The sequence below is a fragment of the Pantoea sp. GD03673 genome (assembly GCF_029844725.1).
Lineage (GTDB): Bacteria > Pseudomonadota > Gammaproteobacteria > Enterobacterales > Enterobacteriaceae > Pantoea.
This window is the reverse complement of the sequence record NZ_JAOCKJ010000005.1, coordinates 309,604-325,962: the sequence shown is the minus strand read 5'-3', so window position 1 is coordinate 325,962 and position 16,359 is coordinate 309,604. Positions and strand designations below refer to the sequence as shown.

At 56.0% G+C, this 16,359-nt stretch carries 14 protein-coding genes; 8 read left to right on the top strand and 6 right to left on the bottom strand.

Annotation, left to right across the window (positions count from 1 at the left end; all coding sequences use genetic code 11):
- Positions 1 to 189: 189 nt before the first annotated feature.
- The 3 genes from N5J69_RS11880 (at position 190) to N5J69_RS11870 (ending at position 2,822) form a co-directional block, all read left to right on the top strand.
- Positions 190 to 1,287 carry a diguanylate cyclase gene (locus tag N5J69_RS11880; protein WP_279770507.1) on the top strand — a complete coding sequence of 366 codons (1,098 nt, stop codon included), beginning with the start codon at positions 190 to 192 and terminating at the stop codon, positions 1,285 to 1,287.
- A gap of 181 nt (positions 1,288 to 1,468) precedes the next feature.
- On the top strand, positions 1,469 to 2,263 hold the full coding sequence (gene fhuF / locus N5J69_RS11875; RefSeq protein ID WP_279770506.1) for a siderophore-iron reductase FhuF: 795 nt from the start codon (positions 1,469 to 1,471) through the stop codon (positions 2,261 to 2,263).
- A gap of 94 nt (positions 2,264 to 2,357) precedes the next feature.
- Entirely contained in the window at positions 2,358 to 2,822 is a 465-nt protein-coding gene (locus N5J69_RS11870; protein WP_279770505.1) for a YbaK/EbsC family protein, read from the top strand.
- 152 nt (positions 2,823 to 2,974) lie between these two features.
- Here the strand turns inward: N5J69_RS11870 and N5J69_RS11865 are convergent, their stop codons facing one another.
- From N5J69_RS11865 to N5J69_RS11855, 3 genes are all read right to left on the bottom strand, one after another.
- Positions 2,975 to 3,961 carry a nucleoside hydrolase gene (locus N5J69_RS11865; protein ID WP_279770504.1) on the bottom strand — a complete coding sequence of 329 codons (987 nt, stop codon included), beginning with the start codon at positions 3,959 to 3,961 and terminating at the stop codon, positions 2,975 to 2,977.
- An 11-nt stretch (positions 3,962 to 3,972) separates the two neighbouring features.
- Complete coding sequence (locus N5J69_RS11860) at positions 3,973 to 4,995, bottom strand: LacI family DNA-binding transcriptional regulator (RefSeq protein WP_279770503.1); 1,023 nt, start codon at positions 4,993 to 4,995, stop codon at positions 3,973 to 3,975.
- Between the two features lie 87 nt (positions 4,996 to 5,082).
- On the bottom strand, positions 5,083 to 6,471 hold the full coding sequence (locus N5J69_RS11855; RefSeq protein WP_279770502.1) for an MFS transporter: 1,389 nt from the start codon (positions 6,469 to 6,471) through the stop codon (positions 5,083 to 5,085).
- Between the two features lie 582 nt (positions 6,472 to 7,053).
- Here N5J69_RS11855 and N5J69_RS11850 point away from each other — a divergent pair.
- Positions 7,054 to 7,608 carry a histidine phosphatase family protein gene (locus N5J69_RS11850; RefSeq protein ID WP_279770500.1) on the top strand — a complete coding sequence of 185 codons (555 nt, stop codon included), beginning with the start codon at positions 7,054 to 7,056 and terminating at the stop codon, positions 7,606 to 7,608.
- On the opposite strand, the gene N5J69_RS11845 is transcribed toward N5J69_RS11850, so the two are convergent.
- A complete protein-coding gene (locus N5J69_RS11845) occupies positions 7,590 to 8,555 on the bottom strand; it encodes a WD40 repeat domain-containing protein (RefSeq protein ID WP_279770498.1) in 966 nt (321 codons plus the stop codon). The genes N5J69_RS11850 and N5J69_RS11845 overlap by 19 nt on opposite strands.
- Before the next feature lie 505 nt (positions 8,556 to 9,060).
- On the opposite strand from N5J69_RS11845, the gene N5J69_RS11840 reads away from it, so the two are divergent.
- Positions 9,061 to 10,074, top strand: a complete 1,014-nt coding sequence (locus N5J69_RS11840; RefSeq protein WP_347882077.1) for a capsular polysaccharide synthesis protein — start codon at positions 9,061 to 9,063, stop codon at positions 10,072 to 10,074.
- On the opposite strand, the gene N5J69_RS11835 is transcribed toward N5J69_RS11840, so the two are convergent.
- On the bottom strand, positions 10,051 to 10,968 hold the full coding sequence (locus tag N5J69_RS11835) for a LysR family transcriptional regulator (protein WP_279770496.1): 918 nt from the start codon (positions 10,966 to 10,968) through the stop codon (positions 10,051 to 10,053). The genes N5J69_RS11840 and N5J69_RS11835 overlap by 24 nt on opposite strands.
- Positions 10,969 to 11,070: 102 nt before the next feature.
- On the opposite strand from N5J69_RS11835, the gene N5J69_RS11830 reads away from it, so the two are divergent.
- Complete coding sequence (locus tag N5J69_RS11830; RefSeq protein WP_279770494.1) at positions 11,071 to 11,460, top strand: tautomerase family protein; 390 nt, start codon at positions 11,071 to 11,073, stop codon at positions 11,458 to 11,460.
- 217 nt (positions 11,461 to 11,677) lie between these two features.
- Positions 11,678 to 13,969 carry a phosphatidylglycerol--membrane-oligosaccharide glycerophosphotransferase gene (opgB, locus tag N5J69_RS11825; protein ID WP_279770492.1) on the top strand — a complete coding sequence of 764 codons (2,292 nt, stop codon included), beginning with the start codon at positions 11,678 to 11,680 and terminating at the stop codon, positions 13,967 to 13,969.
- A 244-nt stretch (positions 13,970 to 14,213) separates the two neighbouring features.
- Here the strand turns inward: opgB and N5J69_RS11820 are convergent, their stop codons facing one another.
- Positions 14,214 to 15,314 carry a LacI family DNA-binding transcriptional regulator gene (locus tag N5J69_RS11820; RefSeq protein ID WP_279770490.1) on the bottom strand — a complete coding sequence of 367 codons (1,101 nt, stop codon included), beginning with the start codon at positions 15,312 to 15,314 and terminating at the stop codon, positions 14,214 to 14,216.
- A 193-nt stretch (positions 15,315 to 15,507) separates the two neighbouring features.
- Between N5J69_RS11820 and N5J69_RS11815 the strand changes: the two genes are divergently transcribed.
- A complete protein-coding gene (locus N5J69_RS11815; protein WP_279770488.1) occupies positions 15,508 to 16,320 on the top strand; it encodes an ABC transporter substrate-binding protein in 813 nt (270 codons plus the stop codon).
- The last annotated feature ends 39 nt before the right edge of the window (positions 16,321 to 16,359 follow it).

The following is a 16,359-nucleotide window of genomic DNA, read 5'->3' as shown; positions in this document are numbered from 1 at the left end:
AGTTTTGCCCCGCGTGCAGCCTGTTTTTGTCACGCCCGGCAACGAAGATGACAGACCAGTTGGAAAATGCTAGATTGCGGCCGATAACACTTTTAATAACAGCAACAGCAATAATTTGCTCACTCTCTGGCAAAGTCTTTTTTTGCCGGCTTGCGCTTTGGTATTTCAGGGCCGTCACGAGTATTTATAATGAAATTACAATCATATGAAGAACTGAAGCAGAGTAAATATCGGCTTTCAGTGATGCTTTTTCTCTTTTTAAATATCGCCGTTTCACTCTTTTACCTGCTGCCAATAATGAGCAGTGAGATAAACGAGACTACCCTGCCGGTAATTTGTGTTGCGGCCTTTAGCGGCATCATGTTAATTACCCATTTAATATGGCCTAAACTGAAACTTCCCCTGTTAAATCCTGTGGCCCTGCTGCTGGGTATACTCTGGGCGTGGCATATTAATTATCGCTTTCATCAGGTCTTCTATTTTGATGGCGGCTTTCTTATTATCAGTTTGATCAGTGTGTTATTTATCAGTGCCATCGCTCTGAGCGATTATCTGGGTGCTTTTTGTCTGCACGTCGCGCCGCCGGTACTCACCGTCTTGCTACTCGACAATGGCCAGCATCTGCCGCTGATCCTGCTGACCATTACCCTGCCGCTGATCGGTTTCTCTCTGCAGCATCTGATGCGCCGCCGTGCCGACAACTTTACCCTGCGCCTGATGCATCAGCTCTATGAAGAGAAAGAGACATTCAGCGATCTCAGCATGCTTGACCCGCTGACCGGGCTCTATAACCGTCGCGGCCTGAAGAACCGGCTCGACAATATTCTGGAAAACCACGCGGGCAGTCACTATGTGCTGCTGCTGGATATCGATCACTTCAAGGCCTACAACGACAATTATGGGCATGCGATGGGCGATCAGGCGCTGGCAAGGGTATCTGTAGCGATTCGTGATGCGGTGCGTTCGCGCGATGTTGTCACCCGCTACGGCGGCGAAGAATTTCTGGTGCTGATGACCAATGTGAACAGCTCCATCGCCATGAAGCTGGCAGAGCGCATCCGCCAGTATGTGCTGGACTTAGAAATTCCCCATCTGTTCAATGAAACAGTTTCAACCCACGTCACCATCAGCGCTGGCATCGCGCCTATTTACGATAATGAGTTCGATCTTGCGGTAGCCAATGCGGACAGTGCCTTATACGTGGCTAAAAATCAGGGCCGGAACACGATTCTCGCCTGGGAAGATTTGCCCCGACAGCAGTCGCACGCCGCCAGCGAACATGCCTGATTAAGCATAACGCAGTCGCGGTTAACCAATACGGTAGCACCAGGCACCGCGCTGTCCGGCCTGGTGACCGCTCTTCACCCCGCCCTTTCGCTGCCAGCCGCGACGGTTTTTTACACGACTTGTAGAGTTAATCAATAACGATTATCATTTGCTTTCTTATCTACACTTTTCGCGAGTCGTTATGGCCACCGTTTCAGCTCAGGAACAGCGTTTTAACGCTCAGTCGATGATCTTTCGTCAGAATGATCGTCCGCTGGCGGAAAGTCTTCATGAGCAACTACAACAACAGCGCAGCTATCTGCTTGAATCGACGAAGTTCAGCCAGTCGGCTCCGCACAACACCCTGACCCTTGCTGCCTGGTCGCAATCAGAGGCCTTTGCCTCGCTGACCCAGCGCTACAGCGATTATCTCTATCGCGATCATCCTGACGCGGTTCGTGAAGCGAAACCGGTGCTTTCACTCTGGGCGCAATGGTATTTTGGCCTGCTGCTGCCACCGCTCATCATGGCGTTGTTGCAGGAATCCCGTGCACTGGACTGCTCGCCTGAGCATATTCGTGTCGGGTTTCATGAGAATGGCCATCCCTCCACGTTCTGGATCGATGTGCAGGAAGATGAAGAAGCGCGTTATCTTAATTCCCTGCAGCGCATTGATCGGCTGATTCAGCAGCATCTGATCCCGGTGGTCAATGGGATTACGCAGCATGGTGATATTAACGCCCGGCTGATCTGGAATAACATGGGCTACTCGTTCCAGTGGTTCCTGGGTGAGCTGAAAAACCAGATCGATGAGACGCTGGTGCTGCAACTTGAGCAGGCGCTGTTCTTCAGCCAGCGACTGCTGGATGGCAGCGAAAACCCACTCTACCGCACAATGATCCCGCGTAACGGCGAACTGGTCCGCCGCAGCTGTTGCCAGCGTTATCGCATCCCGGATGTCGAACAATGCGGCAACTGCACCCTGAGCGGCAGCTAAACTGACTTAATTACAGCGAATTCTCCGTTTATCTCGTTTACAGGCACTGAGGCTTGTGGCAGTTTTTACGCCTTCGATCAGCCTGGAGAGAAAGATGAGCCTGGAGTCCGTGCGCCAGTTCTTTGCCGAACACGCCCCTGAAATTGAAATTATTGAACTGGCAGAAAGCACTGCAACGGTCGGGATGGCTGCCCGCGCCCACGGCGTGACGCCAGGCGAGATTGCCAAAACCCTGTCACTGAAAGTGAAAAACGACGTGGTGCTGATTGTGACACGGGGCGATGCCCGGCTGGATAATCGCAAGCTGAAAGCGGCACTGGGCGCGAAAGCGCGAATGCTGAGCGTTGACGAGGTAATCAGCTGGACCGGCCACCCGGTTGGCGGCGTCTGTCCGTTCGGTCTGGAGAATCCACTGACCGTCTACTGTGATGTCTCACTGCGCAGTTTTGAAGAAGTCCTGCCCGCCGCAGGCGCTACCTACAGCGCCGTCCGCATCACGCCTCAACTGATGGCTGAACTGACCAACGCTCGCTGGATCGACGTGTGCGAAACGATTTAATGCTGTGCATCTGCTCAGACCGGCCCTGTCCCTTCTGCCCGCGCCCTGATGCTGCTAACCAAGGCTGATCGCTTAAATTGTTGAAAGCTCTCATCGCATCGTGAAGCCGGTAAGGCGTAGTCCGTAAGCGGGCAACTCCATCGTGCAGGCCTTCAGGCTGTCAGGCGTCTGAATGCCTGTTCGATGATCGACAACAGCAGCGTGTTATCGACACGGCATAGCACATGCACCGATGCGCCGCAGTGCTCAGGCACACCAACAGTGAGCCGAAGCGGCTGACGGTAACGCCAGCTTTTTCCACGCGTCGCACCGGGGCGCAGTTCGATATCGACCCGGTAATCAACGCCCGACGCGACCCGCTGATTCAGCAACCAGGCGACCACCAGCGCATCGTGGATCCAGCATCCCGCCAGCTGACGGGTTTCCATCGAATAGTCGATCCACGGACGCAGCGTATCGCGCACAAAATCGGTCAGCGGATGATCGACGGCGGTAAGGCGGGTCAGATCCTGATGGGTCAACAGCGTCTGCGTGGTGACATCCATTGGCACCAGTGTCACTGCAGCACCGCTGTGCAACACCTGATGCGCCGCCTCAGGATCCAGACCAAAATTGGTGTCTTTGATATAGTCGTCCAGCGTAAAGACGCCACCCATGATCACAATTTCCGCCACCGATTCTGCCAGGGCGGGATAGCGCTGCATCGCCAGCGCCACATTCGTCAGCGGGCCAATCGCGACCAGCGTGATCTCGCCCGGATTGTCGCAAATCAGTTTGCCGATAGCGTCCGCCGCATCAAGCGCATCCGCCGCGACATCGGCTGGCTGGCGTACATCCTGCCATAGCTCACCCAGTGCGAGCTGATTAACCCGGTCATCCAGTGTCTCGCGCCAGGGCGCAGGATCTTCCTGTAGCGCCTGTGCCGCGCCCTGTACCACCGGGACAGAGAGTCCAAGCCGGACGATCAGATCTTTGGCCACGCGTGCGCCCACGTCACATGGCGTATTACCCGCCACGGTAGTGATCAATTCCAGCGACAGAGCCGGTGAAGCTAAGGCCAGCGCAATCGCCAGCCCATCATCGGTGTTGGCACCCGCAATACCGTTGCCGGGATCGCAGTCAATAATGATTCTTTTCATATTCTTATAGTTTAACTCTGACGTTGCGGCTGACAGCCGCAGGATTCACCAATTTCAAGATAGTGTGGAAACTCCTTTAATTGCGCTTCGCTCTGACCCTCTTTCAGCATCTGAATGGCAGAGCGGGCCATTTCACGCAGGGGCTGCCGCACGGTCGTTAATGTCGGCACATGAAACGACGAGTGATTGGTCCCGTTAAAGCAGACCAGTGCCACATCCTGCGGCACGCGAATCTGATGTTCGGAAAAGGCCCGAAGTGCGCCAATTGCCTGACCTTCGTTGCTGGTAAACAGCGCACGAGGCACACACCCCCGGGCGATCATGGTTTGTGCTGCGGCATACCCGCCCTGTGGGGTGTAGCTGGCAGGAAACATCAGCGACTCATCAATCACCAGGCCACGCTCCTGCATGGCATCACGCCAGCCCTGAATACGATCCTGCGCGTTGAGCATATCGACCGGGCCGCTGATGATCCCCACCTGCTGATAACCATGACTCAGAAGATGCGCGGTTACCTGCCAGGCGGCCTGACGCTCATTGACCCGCAGCATGTTCACGCCCGGCTGAGGCTCAACCCGCTCCAGCATCACCAGGGGTGTGCCGCTGGCTTTAATCAGATCGATATAAGGATGGCGATCGACGCTGTTGTAAAACAGTCCATCAACCTGCCGGTTAAGCAGCCCCTGAATTAACTCCAGTTCGCGCTTACGATCATCACCTGCATCACCCAGCAGCATGACATGACCGTGGTTCATCGACTCCTGCAGCAATACGTGCGCCATTGAGGCCACGAAGGGGTTGCCGATGTTGGGCACCACCAGTCCAAACGTTTTGGTGTTACCGGACGCCAGGGCGCGTGCTGCCGCATTTGGCCGGTAACCGGTGGCTTTAATCGCCTCCAGTACCCGCTGACGGGTCGCCTCGGCGACCGGACGAGGCCCGTTGTTAATGACATAGCTGACGACTGCCACTGAGGTGCCTGCTGCTTTCGCAACTTCACTGCGGGTCACTTTTGTCGTTAACGACTTAGGCACATCACATTCCTCCATAAAAAAAACAGGCCGCTTTGCACGGCCTGCTGTCTCTCGCGCTCTCCTGGCAGGCAGCATCCTCAGGTAAATCTAGATGGCATCTTCCGGCAGGTTGAGATTCCGCCCTCGCGTTTCAGGCGCGACAAAGGTTGTCAGGAATCCTGTTGCGGCCATCGCCGAGAAGTAGACCGCAATCGGCCACCAGTGGCCGGTATAAGAGAGCATAGCAGCGGCAATAAGCGGTGCTGTGCCGCCGGATAAAATCGAGCCCAGCTCTTTCGCTACCGCCATTTTGGTGTAGCGATGATGAACGCCGAACATCTCCACGCCCCATGCAGCCTGCACACCAAAGATACCCAGTGACGCCAGCGCCATGCCGACCACGATAACCGGGATAACCAGCATCGGTTCACGGGTGTCCAGCAGCGTAAAGGCGGGCCAGGCGTAGACCATCAGTAACAGACAGAACACGCGATAAACCACCCGGCGACCAAATCGGTCAGAGAGCCAGCCCGCAAAAGGAATAATCAGGAAACCCAGCAGTGAGGCAAGAAACACGGCAGTGGTGGGTACGGACTTATCCACCATCAGCACCTTCGCGACGTAGCCGACGATAAAACCCTGCGCCAGATAGGACGGGCCATTTTCCCCGATACGCAGGCCCACCATGGTCCAGAAGGCACGTGTACGCTGGAAGAAAGGTCGCTGATCTGCCCCCTGCGCCGCCAGCACCCCTGCACGTTCTGCTTCGATCTCCGCTTTCCTGCGCTCAAACACCGGCGTTTCACGCAGATGACGTCGGATCCACAGCGCAACCAGTGCAATCAGTGAACTGCTGAGGAAGGGAATACGCCAGCCCCATGCCAGCAGGCTCTGCTGATCCATCTGCACCACCAGCAGCCAGACCAGTGAGGCCAGTAGCGTGCCGCTGTTGGAGCCCAGTGCGATCACGGAAGAGACCAGTCCGCGACGCGCTGTCGGGGCATATTCACCCAGCATCACCGTGCCACCGGATAACTCTGCCCCCGCGCCGAAACCCTGCGTAAACCGCAGCAGCACCAGACAGACCGGAGCCCAGACGCCAATCGCGGCATAGCCCGGTATCAGGCCGATAAACGTGGTGGAAGCCCCCATCAGAATGATGGTGGAGATCATGACGACCTTGCGGCCTTTGCGGTCGCCGAGCCAGCCGAAAAACAGTGCGCCGATAGGCCGGGCAATAAAGCCGACTGACCAGGTGGCAAAGCTGGAGAGCAGAGCCATCGCCGGGGTCGATTCCGGGAAGAACACGTCGCCAAAGATGATCCCGGCGGCCAGACCATAGAGCGCGAAATCCGCGTACTCCATTGCCGTGCCGAGCCAGCATGAGAAAGTGGCGCGCCAGAAATCTTTGCGCCCTGAAGAGGTGTTAAACCGCTCATCGGCGGCCGAAGTGGATGACAGTGATGCCTGCTGCTTAACGGAATTGTGTGCCGTCATAACCCTATCCCTGAATGCGTATGCAGAATGATAAACGCCCGTCCATGGGTCGATTCCCTGATGAAAGCAGAATCCCCCCGGTGGCGACGTTCAGTTGACTAACCATGATGAAAGGTTAAAGGATTCCCTGGTGTTGGAATCGTATTCATCGCCCCGTTTCGCCGCTGTATTTTTCACCGGTCGCTTAAACTGAGCGAATGTAACTTATCAATCAATGGAGCCGACTGTGCATCGTGCACCGTGAGCAATCACTGGGGAGCTAGTGTATCTACGCGCGTAGATAAATCAAGAGATCCCGACGCAAATTGTTAGAAAAACTTCACTATCACAGCGCGTCATCACGCATTTTTAGCGCAAATTCAGCCAGTTAACGCCATCGCATCGCACAATAAAAAATCACCCTGTGCGGTGAGTTAGCATTTTCTCTAATCATTAAGCGTGATAAGCGGGGCGACGATCCTTTCATCGGGTTCTGTTGTCGCACAGGTTGGTTACCCGCAGATGACAGGTTATCTTTATTCTGAAAAATCGCGGCAAATGCCGACACTGCGTTACCCTGAAATAAAGCCTGACGGAGGTACGATGACCATTATTCTGATGCGACACGGTAAACCCGACCACCAGGCGGCGGGTCGCCAGAGCGTGCAGGCCCTGGCAGACTGGTGCGAAGCGTACGATCAGTCCGGAGTCAGTGACGGGCCGCCACCGCGCAGTATTGAGATTGCTCGTCAGGCCGCAGTTATTGTCTGCAGTCCGCTGCCCCGTGCGCAATCCTCTCTGAGCCAGCTTGGCCTGCAGCCCCATGAAGTTAACGCGCTGTATAGTGAAGTTGCCGTGCCGCTGCTGCGAGCGGGCGCGATTCAGCTGCCGACGCTTTACTGGCTGGCCTTACTGCGGCTGTTGTGGTTCTGCGGTTATGCGGGTGACGCGGAGTCGCTGCAACATGCGCGCAGCCGCGCCTCGGCGGCGGCAGAGAAACTGATCGATCACTCCCGGCGTGGCACAGTGCTGCTGTTGGGCCACGGCCTTATGAACAAGATGATTGCGCGCGAATTACGTAAACGCGGCTGGCAGGCGGAAAAGCACGCCAGCAGCCGCCACTGGAGCTCCGCAATCTATCATCGTCCGTTTATCTGACTGACAGGAAAATAACCCAGTACCTCACAGCCAGTCCCGACACGCGGCGTGGCAATCACTTTACGCTGTGCCAGATCGATTACGCTTAGCGTGCCATCATCCTGATTGGCTATCAGCAGTTGTTGCCTGTCAGGGGTAAAGCAGCCATCCATCGGCTTGTTGCCCACGCTGATATCGCCCAGCGGATTCAGCAGGTCGTCAAACAGCGTCACCCGGGGTTCCTGATTCCCTATCGCCACCAGCTGTTCGCCATCGGCGCTGAAGCGAACCACCTGGCAGGGCTGCTGATGACCCGGCAGCGTGATGCGCTGGCGGATGCGGTGGCTCTGCCGATCAATCACATAAAGCAATGGCGCATCGGCAGCGCTGGCGACCAGATAAGGGTGTTTCGGCGATGCGGCAATACCCGCAATCTGACCGGGCAGCAGAATCGTATCAATTACCCGTCCCTCTGCTTCACAGAGATCCACGACGGTAATAGTCGCATCCTCCTCATTATCGGTGAACAGCTTGCGGCCGCTGGGTGACAGCGTCAGGCGATGCGCATTATGAGAAGGAATCGGGATGATCTTTTCCACGTTGTCAGTCTGCGGATCGATCACGGCTACGGCGGCGCTCTGCTCACAGCAGAGATAGACTTTGCCATCGCGCCCCAGCTGTCCGCTGTGCGGCGACCGCAGCGGCGACAGATCGATAAAGCCGCTGATCTCCCGACGCGATAAATCAATGATCGCCACTTTGTGACCCGGATGCGGATTATTACCATGAACGCCATCGCCATAGATGGGCACATAAGCTTTACCCCAGGGGGCCAGCATCAGGAGTTCATGCGGCCGCGGTGGAAAAGCGTTCAGCTCACGCTCAACCGCAAAGGTTTCCGGATTAAGAAACAGGACACGATTGCCCTGCTTATCAACGGCCAGTAAACCATAGGATTCACTCTGCATGCGTGCTCCTTTCTCAGTAAGTTCTTCTTAAGCGTAGACAATCCTCTTCAGGCTGTCTGATTCCGCGCATTGTTGAGCCAGGCTTATGTCACACGTTAAGCGCAATAGTGACCGAACCTGACCTCCGGGCCTTAAAAGATCCCTAAAGCGCAGCATAATATTCAGATATTCCTTAATCAAAGAGTCCGGCCACATTTAAATAAATAATTAACCGTGTCGATATTATTATTTGCATAACGTGACCGGATTATTTCCGTATTATCCTAAAGTCGAAAAAAGACATAGCTAATGTGTAAATAATGTTTTATTAAAAAGGTGCAGTGCAATTAAAAAGCCGTGAGGAAACTATCGCGCGCTCCCACACTGCGTCGCCACCAGGGAAAACTATTCATTCATTCCCGCACGCATCGGGATTGCAGCCAGTGTGCAATCCCACCTGCTCCCGCATCAGGCGCAACGGGCAGAGTCTGCATTATGACGGGAAAATAAAAATAACAGGTGAACCATGACTTCACATCACCCACGTCCAGCGCATAAAATCTGGCGTAACTGGAAAAGAATATCCTTCAGTAGCCAGATGTTATGGAATAAGAAACAGCAAAGTCTCTGTCAGGCACCGGAATATGATCCGGATCAGGAAGATAATGTCGTCTTAATGACACAGCAGAAAGATCTGCCAGAGATTCCAAAAATTGTCTGGATGGTCTGGCATAACGATCAACTGCCGACGTCGATGGCGCTGAATATCCGTAAAATCCGGCGGGACAACCCCGACCATCAGGTTTATCTGGTGACGCAGCGCACCCTGTCGCAGTGGCTGCCCGACCTGCGGTTTATCTCAGCCGATCTCACGCTGGCACATAAAAGTGAAATCATCCGGCTTGAGCTGATTCACCGTTATGGCGGCATCGGCATCGACTGCAGTACCCTGCTGTTTGAGAATCTCGCCTGGGTGCATCGCGTTCACGAGGCGCGCCCCATGGATCTTATCGGGTACTACCGCGAGCAATCCACGCTGAACCTGCTTGCGCCGGTCACCGAGAGCTGGTTTATGGCCGCACCGCCTCAGAACGCCTTTATTCGCGAATGGCTTAAACAGCTGGCACCGGTTAAAAACGTCGGAATCCGTAACTATTTCCATGAGCTGAAGAAGCGGGATGATTTTCCGCTGATTGTGCAGAATATGGATAATCCGTCGCGTCAGTTCCTGTCGCTGGCTCAGCAGGTCGCCATGCGTGAATACCGGCGGGCCAATCTTTATCTGCGTAAAGGCGAAGCCAGCGCCTGGTACTATCAGCGCCTTCATGCCGACAGCAGCAGCGCCTTTGCCCAGTCCGTAATGTTCCAGCAGCGGCCAGAGACGCCGCCCCCGATTATCAAATTAACCGGCAATGAGCGGCTGCATCTCGACTTCAATCTGCGGCTGGGTTTGTATAACCGCAGCAGCCTGATTGGCGAGATGATGCACACCACGCCCCCTGCGCTGGCCTTGCCGTCACCGGTCAAAGCGCGCGCGTAACCAGTGCGTAAAGGTGGTGACGGCACGTGGCACCTGCGCCGCCCAGGGCCGCACGATCCAGAGGCGGGCAGCAAAGGCCTCAACCGGCTGCCAGTCAGGCAGCACCTGCTGCAATGCCCCCGCTGCCAGCGCCTCACAGGCGCTGAAATCGGGCAGCATTGCGATGCCCAGTCCCTGCAGGGCAGCATCGCGTATCGACTCACTGTTGTTAGTGGCGAAGCTGCCCTGAATCTGCACCTGTACCCGTTCGCCATCCGCTGTGGTGACAAACTGCCAGCGCGGTGATTCAACGCCACGCGGATAGTAAAGGCAGTTATGCTGCACCAGATCCTGCGGCGACTGCGGCCTGCCCTGCACGTTAAGATAGGCGGGTGATGCGACCAGCACGGTCTGCGTATCACACAGCGGCAGCGCCACGTGCGTGTCCGGCAGCGTGTCACTGTGTCGGATTGCCAGATCAAACCCCTCACTGCTCAGGGACACAATGCGGTCCGTCACATCCAGCTGCAGGCGCACCTGCGGATAGTCCCGCAGAAATTCACCGATAATCGGCACCAGCTGCTGCCGGGCAAACGCCACCGGCGCGGTTATACGCACCAGGCCACGCACCGGCCCGGCCGTATCGCGCACGCTGAAAAAACTCTGTTCGATGCGGGCAAAAGGCTCACGTAGCTCTGCCACCAGCTTCTCCCCTGCCGAGGTCAGCCGCACGCTGCGCGTAGTGCGCTGTACCAGCAGCACACCGGCTAGCTGCTCCAGCTCTTTGATTTTCTGGCTCATCGCAGCCTTGCTGACCTCCAGCCGCTCTGCCGCACGGGTAAAACTGCCCTGCTCCGCCAGTACCGTCAGCCAGTGAAGATGATCCCATAGCGCATCCGTTTTCATCTCTTTCATGTCAATTGTTCACTGTGGTGAATAATCATTTCAGGCTACGCGCTTTTTCCCGCCGGATAAAGGGGCCACCATAGACTGATTAATCACGATGAGGAATTCGCTATGCCACTGCTGCAATTTGATGTTATTCAGGGTCGTTCAGAATCAGAGCTGCGTACACTGCTGGATGCAGCACACCGTGCCGTTCTCACGGCCTTCAACGTGCCTGAACGCGATCGTTACCAGATTGTTCAGGAAAACAAGCGCTATCAGATGGTGTTTCAGGATACCGGTCTGGGATTCAGCCGCAGCGATAATCTGGTGATGGTGCGGGTCTATACCAGCCCGCGCAGCCGTGAACAGAAGCAGCATTTTATGGCGGAACTGGCCCGTGAGCTGTGTGAGCACTGCGGCGTGCAGGGTAACGATTTAATGATCAGCTTTATCACCAATGACAAAGGTGACTGGAGTTTTGCCGACGGCGAAGCACAATACCTCACCGGCAAACTCTGAAAAACGGTCTGACTTCTGCTCTGCTGACGGTGCGCGCCAGCCACCGTCACGCCTGATATCCTCACTTCTGCGCCAATCTGCTCTCCACTGCACAAATCGGGCCGGATATGTTGCAGCCGGATGACAGCCAATATAGATTGTCGAAAAACCATCCCCCGAAGGTGGCCGGTTGCGTGAAGCCTCGTGCAACCCTGTCCTGTAGAGAGAGGATTTGCCGTTGTCCGAATTGGTCTCCGTCGCGCTGTTTCTGGCCGCTATTGCAATCTATTCCTGTAAAGCCGGGCGTAACAAATTCTGGTTTATTCTTGTTCTTGTCCTGCTGGTGCTGTTCGTTGTGCTGAACGCCACCCTTTTTGCCAGCAACTATTTCACCGGTGACGGCATCAACGATGCGGTGCTCTATACCCTGACGAATAGCCTGACCGGCGCGGGTGTCAGTAAGTATGTGGTGCCAGCGATTGGGCTGATTATCGTGCTGTTTCTGCTGTTCTGCCTGCTGTCGTGGATTCTGCGCCGGCGTAAGCGTCCCCATCACATGGGCTGGTCGCTGCTGGCGGTCGCCTGCGCGCTCGGCTCGGTGCAGACCACGCCAGCCTTTCGCCAGGTCGCGACGCTGATTGTGTCGCATACCCAGATGGCAGATTCTGACTTCGACAACTTCTATAAAGTGCCGCGTAATCACATTGAACAGCCGCGCCTCAACGTGGTTTACATCTACGGTGAAAGCTTAGAGCGCACCTATTTCAATCCCATCGCCTTTCCTGGCCTGGCACCGGAGCTGAGCCGACAGAAAGAGCAGAGCATAGACTTCAGCGAAACCGAACAGCTGCCAGGCACCGATTACACGATTGCGGGCATGGTCGCCTCGCAGTGCGGCATCCCGCTTTTTGCCCCGTTTGACGGCAATGCGTCGGCGTCGCTCTCCAGCTTCTATCCGCAAAACGTCTGTCTGGGCGACATCCTGAAAAACTCCGGCTACGAGAACTGGTTTATTCAGGGGGCCGACCTGCGCTTCGCGGGTAAAGATATCTTCCTGAAGTCACACGGTTTTAACCCTGAAAACCTGTATGGTTCGCAGGAGCTGAAAAGCCGCGTTGCCGATCCCACTTACCGCAATAACTGGGGATATTACGACGATACGGTGCTGGATGAAGTCTTTGAGAAATATCAGGCGCTCTCTCAGGCCGGTAAACCGTTTGCGCTGTTTACGCTGACCGTTGATACCCACCATCCCGACGGTTTTATCTCGCGCAGCTGCGATCGCAAAAGCTACAGCATTGAGGGCAAACCGAATCAGTCCTTCAGTGCGGTCGCCTGCTCGCAGGAACACGTGGCGCGCCTGATTACGCGCATCAAAGCGTCGCCGTGGTTTAAGAATACCGTGATTGTGGTGAGCTCCGATCATCTGGCGATGAACAACACGGCGCATCCGTGGCTGATCAAACAACCGCGTCGCAATCTGTTCATGGTGATCCGGGGTGACAAACCGCAGGCAGAACTGATGGAGGCGAAGCGCAGCACGCTGGATAACGGCGCAACGCTGCTGGATATTCTCGGCGGCGATAACGCGATTGGCCTCGGCCGCAGCAGCCTTTCTTCTCTTTCACTCTCCACCCAGTTCGATGATATGAAGAGTAAGGTTGCCAGCTGGAAACCCGATATTATTCAGCTCTGGAACTTCCCGAAGAAAATAGACAACTTCACGGTCGATCAGGCGAAGAATTCGTTCAGCTTTTCCGGCACCACCTTTAAATTGCCGATTCTGTTCCGCATCAGCGATAAGCACGTTGAGCCGATGCCGGAAGGGGAATATTCGGCACCGCTGCGCTATCAGCTGGCAGATTTTGCCGCTGTCGATAAATTCCTCTGGGTCGATCGCTGCTTTAAAATGGCGCGACTCTGGCAGCCTTCGCTGGCCCTTTCCGGCGATCTCTGTGTAGCGATGGGTCAGCTCGGCGGCACGCCGTCAGTGACGCATGTCGATAAACCGCTATGGAAAGGCAAAGTACAGTTCCCGGACAGCGCAGTCAGCGATGCGCGCTACCAGCAGAATCTGGCGCAAATCCGCATTGAAGACAACAACATCCGCTATAGCGCCGACAGCTTCCGGCTCGACGTCCCAGGCGCGCCGGAGAATGTGAAAAGCTTCAGCGGCATTTCACGGCCAGAAAACTGGGGACGCTGGTCAAACGCCAATCTCGCGCCTGAGGTGCATATCGACTATGTTGATGCGCTGCCAGCGAAGTTTGATCTCGTCATCACCGCACGTGCCTACGGCGCGAACGTACACCGTGCCATTCCGGTTCGGGTTGGTGAGCAGCAGCAACTGCTGTCGCTGGATGAAGAGATATCGACGCACACCCTGCATTTCGACAATCCGGGAGCCAGCCATCGTCTGGTGATTGCGCCACCGGAGCCGCAGCTGAGTAACACCGGTAATATTACCGGTCAGGATCCGCGTAAACTCGGCATTGGTATGGTTGAAATCAAAATCGTGCCACAGCCGTAGCTTCCGCTTTCTCTTCCCGCCTCTGCGGACGTCCGCAGAGGCACCTCATTGTGCCTTCACCTGGCTGGTGTGAGGCATCTCAGTCCCGTCACGTCTATCTCTGGCCAGCGTCCGGGCCGCAGACAGGGCATTGCGTCGTTAAAACCCTGATGCCAGGGTAATCACGGCTCTCCGACCGGTTGTCCGTACTGATTCATGTGCGGTGACCTGTCGCCGCCCGGCGGCAGATGCTGTCACCGGCTTGTCACTCACAGGAAGGAAATGTCGCGCTGACGTGACTGGCCGGAGCAGCAATGGACTGACGAATCATCAGGCGGGCATCAAAGCGCGGCATTGGCCCGGTTGCGTCGCCGCGAATCCCGGCAATCAGGCGTCGTGCGGCTTCACGGCCCATCTCATACACCGGTTGCGCCACCACCGTCAGCGGCGGCGTGACAATTTCACTCCACGGAAAATTGTCATACATCACAAAGGAGAGATCGGCAGGGATACGCAGTCCGCGCTGCGTCACTTCGCGCAGCAGCCACATGGCGACCACGCTGTCAGACGCCACCAGCGCCGTGGGCGGCTGCGGGCGCTGCCACAACTCAGCCACGATTCGGGCAATCGCCGCTTCGTCCAGTGCATTAACTTTTACCAGCGTCGGGTCAAATTCCACGCCAGCGGCGGCAAAGGCCTGCATCATGCCGCCAACGCGCTGGGCAACCGGCGTCAGGCCAAAATCATCTGGCGTGCTGTAGGGGTTTGCCAGTGCCATGCTGGTGACATAGGCAATATGGCGGTGACCCGCCTCCAGTAACCGGGCGGTCGCCTCTTTAGCAACATCGGTGAATTCGCAGCAGATTGCTTCGACATCAAGGTCAGTCACTGCACGATCGAATAATTTCAGCGCCCGCCCCTCTTCCAGCACCTGCGTCAGATGGCTGTTGTGCTGATACTCTGAACAGCATGGCGCGACGATAATGCCGTCGACCCGCTTTTCCAGCATTACCCGCACCGCATCCTGCTCAGCCTGCAGCTTCTCATCGCTGTTACTGAGCAGCAGATGATAACCGGCAGTGCGTGCCACATCGGCCATGCCGCGCAGCGCAAGGCCAAAGTGGGGATTTTCAATATCGCCGACAATCACCCCAATGGTATTGGAGCGTCCGGTGTTCATGCTGCGGGCCAGAGCATTCAGACGGTAGCCCAGCGCAGCGGCCGCGCTGTTGACCCGCTCCTGCACTTCATCGCTGACCGCCCCATAGCCGCCCAGCGCCCGTGCGGCCTGGGCTTTGGAGACGTTTGCTGCGCGCGCCACATCCGCTACGGTAGGCGCTTTCGATTGTCGTTTCAGGCTCGTCATAATTATTTTGAATCACAGGTTGATGACAGGAATATTGACGCCGAAAAAAGGCTGTGCTTAAACTCATTGTAACCCCTTGAGACCGGTCTCACAATGCCCACGTCTTAAGGTGCCACCTGTGTTGAGACCGGTCTCAATTATAATTGCTGGCTCAACAGTCTCTGATGTTTAAACCTGCAAAAACGGATGAGCTATGAAATCGCAAACCACTCTGGGCAAACTGCTCGGCACCACGCTCGCACTCTGTTCACTTTCGTTCTGTACGCTGGCTGCCAGCGATAACAATCCTTATGGGCTGATCGAACCGGGTCAGCTACGCATCGCCAGCGTCGGCGACTCAAAGCCTTACACCTTCACCGATGCCAGCGGTCAGTTCACCGGCTTCGACGTCGAATTTTTTAAAAATGTTGCCCACCGCATGGGCATCGATAAGGTCGCGTTTATTGGTCAGGACTTCTCGGCCATCATGCCTGCGGTTGCTAACGGTCAGTATGACGCGGCGGTAGCGGCTATCGGCATCACGCCTGCACGTGAAAAGACCGTGGATTTTTCAACCGGTTATCTGGCGGGATTTCTCACCGTTCTCACCCGCTCTGACAGTGGCGTGAAGGATGTTGCCAGCCTGGCAAAACGCCGGCTTGGTGTGGTTCAGGGCACGCTGCAGGAGAGCTATGCCGTCGAACACTTTCCCCAGACGGATCTTGTGCGCTTCCCGGATAACAACAGCGCCGTTTCTGCGCTCAACAACGGCACGCTCGACGCCATCTTCCTGGACTACGAGGCGGCAAAAAGCTACGCCGAACGCTTTAAGCTGGTCTCTGCCGCCGACATCCCCTCATTTGATGCACCCGCTGGCATTGCCATTGCCAAAGGCAAACCCGCCTTTAAGGCTGCGCTGGACACCGCCATCAAAGCCGCGATGCAGGATGGCACCTGGCAACGGCTTTATGAGAAGTGGTTCCCCGGATCGCCGATGCCAAAACAGTATCTGCCTGGCGGCCAGTAAAGAGGCGGACGCTCGCGTCCTGAGTTAACCGGGGTAACC

Bases quoted from the DNA above. Each gene is read 5' to 3' on its own strand.
- N5J69_RS11880 (WP_279770507.1), top strand. From the start codon at position 190: ATGAAATTACAATCATATGAAGAACTGAAGCAGAGTAAATATCGGCTT.
- fhuF (WP_279770506.1), top strand. From the start codon at position 1,469: ATGGCCACCGTTTCAGCTCAGGAACAGCGTTTTAACGCTCAGTCGATG.
- N5J69_RS11870 (WP_279770505.1), top strand. From the start codon at position 2,358: ATGAGCCTGGAGTCCGTGCGCCAGTTCTTTGCCGAACACGCCCCTGAA.
- N5J69_RS11865 (WP_279770504.1), bottom strand. From the start codon at position 3,961: ATGAAAAGAATCATTATTGACTGCGATCCCGGCAACGGTATTGCGGGT.
- N5J69_RS11855 (WP_279770502.1), bottom strand. From the start codon at position 6,471: ATGACGGCACACAATTCCGTTAAGCAGCAGGCATCACTGTCATCCACT.
- N5J69_RS11850 (WP_279770500.1), top strand. From the start codon at position 7,054: ATGACCATTATTCTGATGCGACACGGTAAACCCGACCACCAGGCGGCG.
- N5J69_RS11845 (WP_279770498.1), bottom strand. From the start codon at position 8,555: ATGCAGAGTGAATCCTATGGTTTACTGGCCGTTGATAAGCAGGGCAAT.
- N5J69_RS11840 (WP_347882077.1), top strand. From the start codon at position 9,061: ATGACTTCACATCACCCACGTCCAGCGCATAAAATCTGGCGTAACTGG.
- N5J69_RS11835 (WP_279770496.1), bottom strand. From the start codon at position 10,968: ATGAAAGAGATGAAAACGGATGCGCTATGGGATCATCTTCACTGGCTG.
- N5J69_RS11830 (WP_279770494.1), top strand. From the start codon at position 11,071: ATGCCACTGCTGCAATTTGATGTTATTCAGGGTCGTTCAGAATCAGAG.
- N5J69_RS11820 (WP_279770490.1), bottom strand. From the start codon at position 15,314: ATGACGAGCCTGAAACGACAATCGAAAGCGCCTACCGTAGCGGATGTG.
- N5J69_RS11815 (WP_279770488.1), top strand. From the start codon at position 15,508: ATGAAATCGCAAACCACTCTGGGCAAACTGCTCGGCACCACGCTCGCA.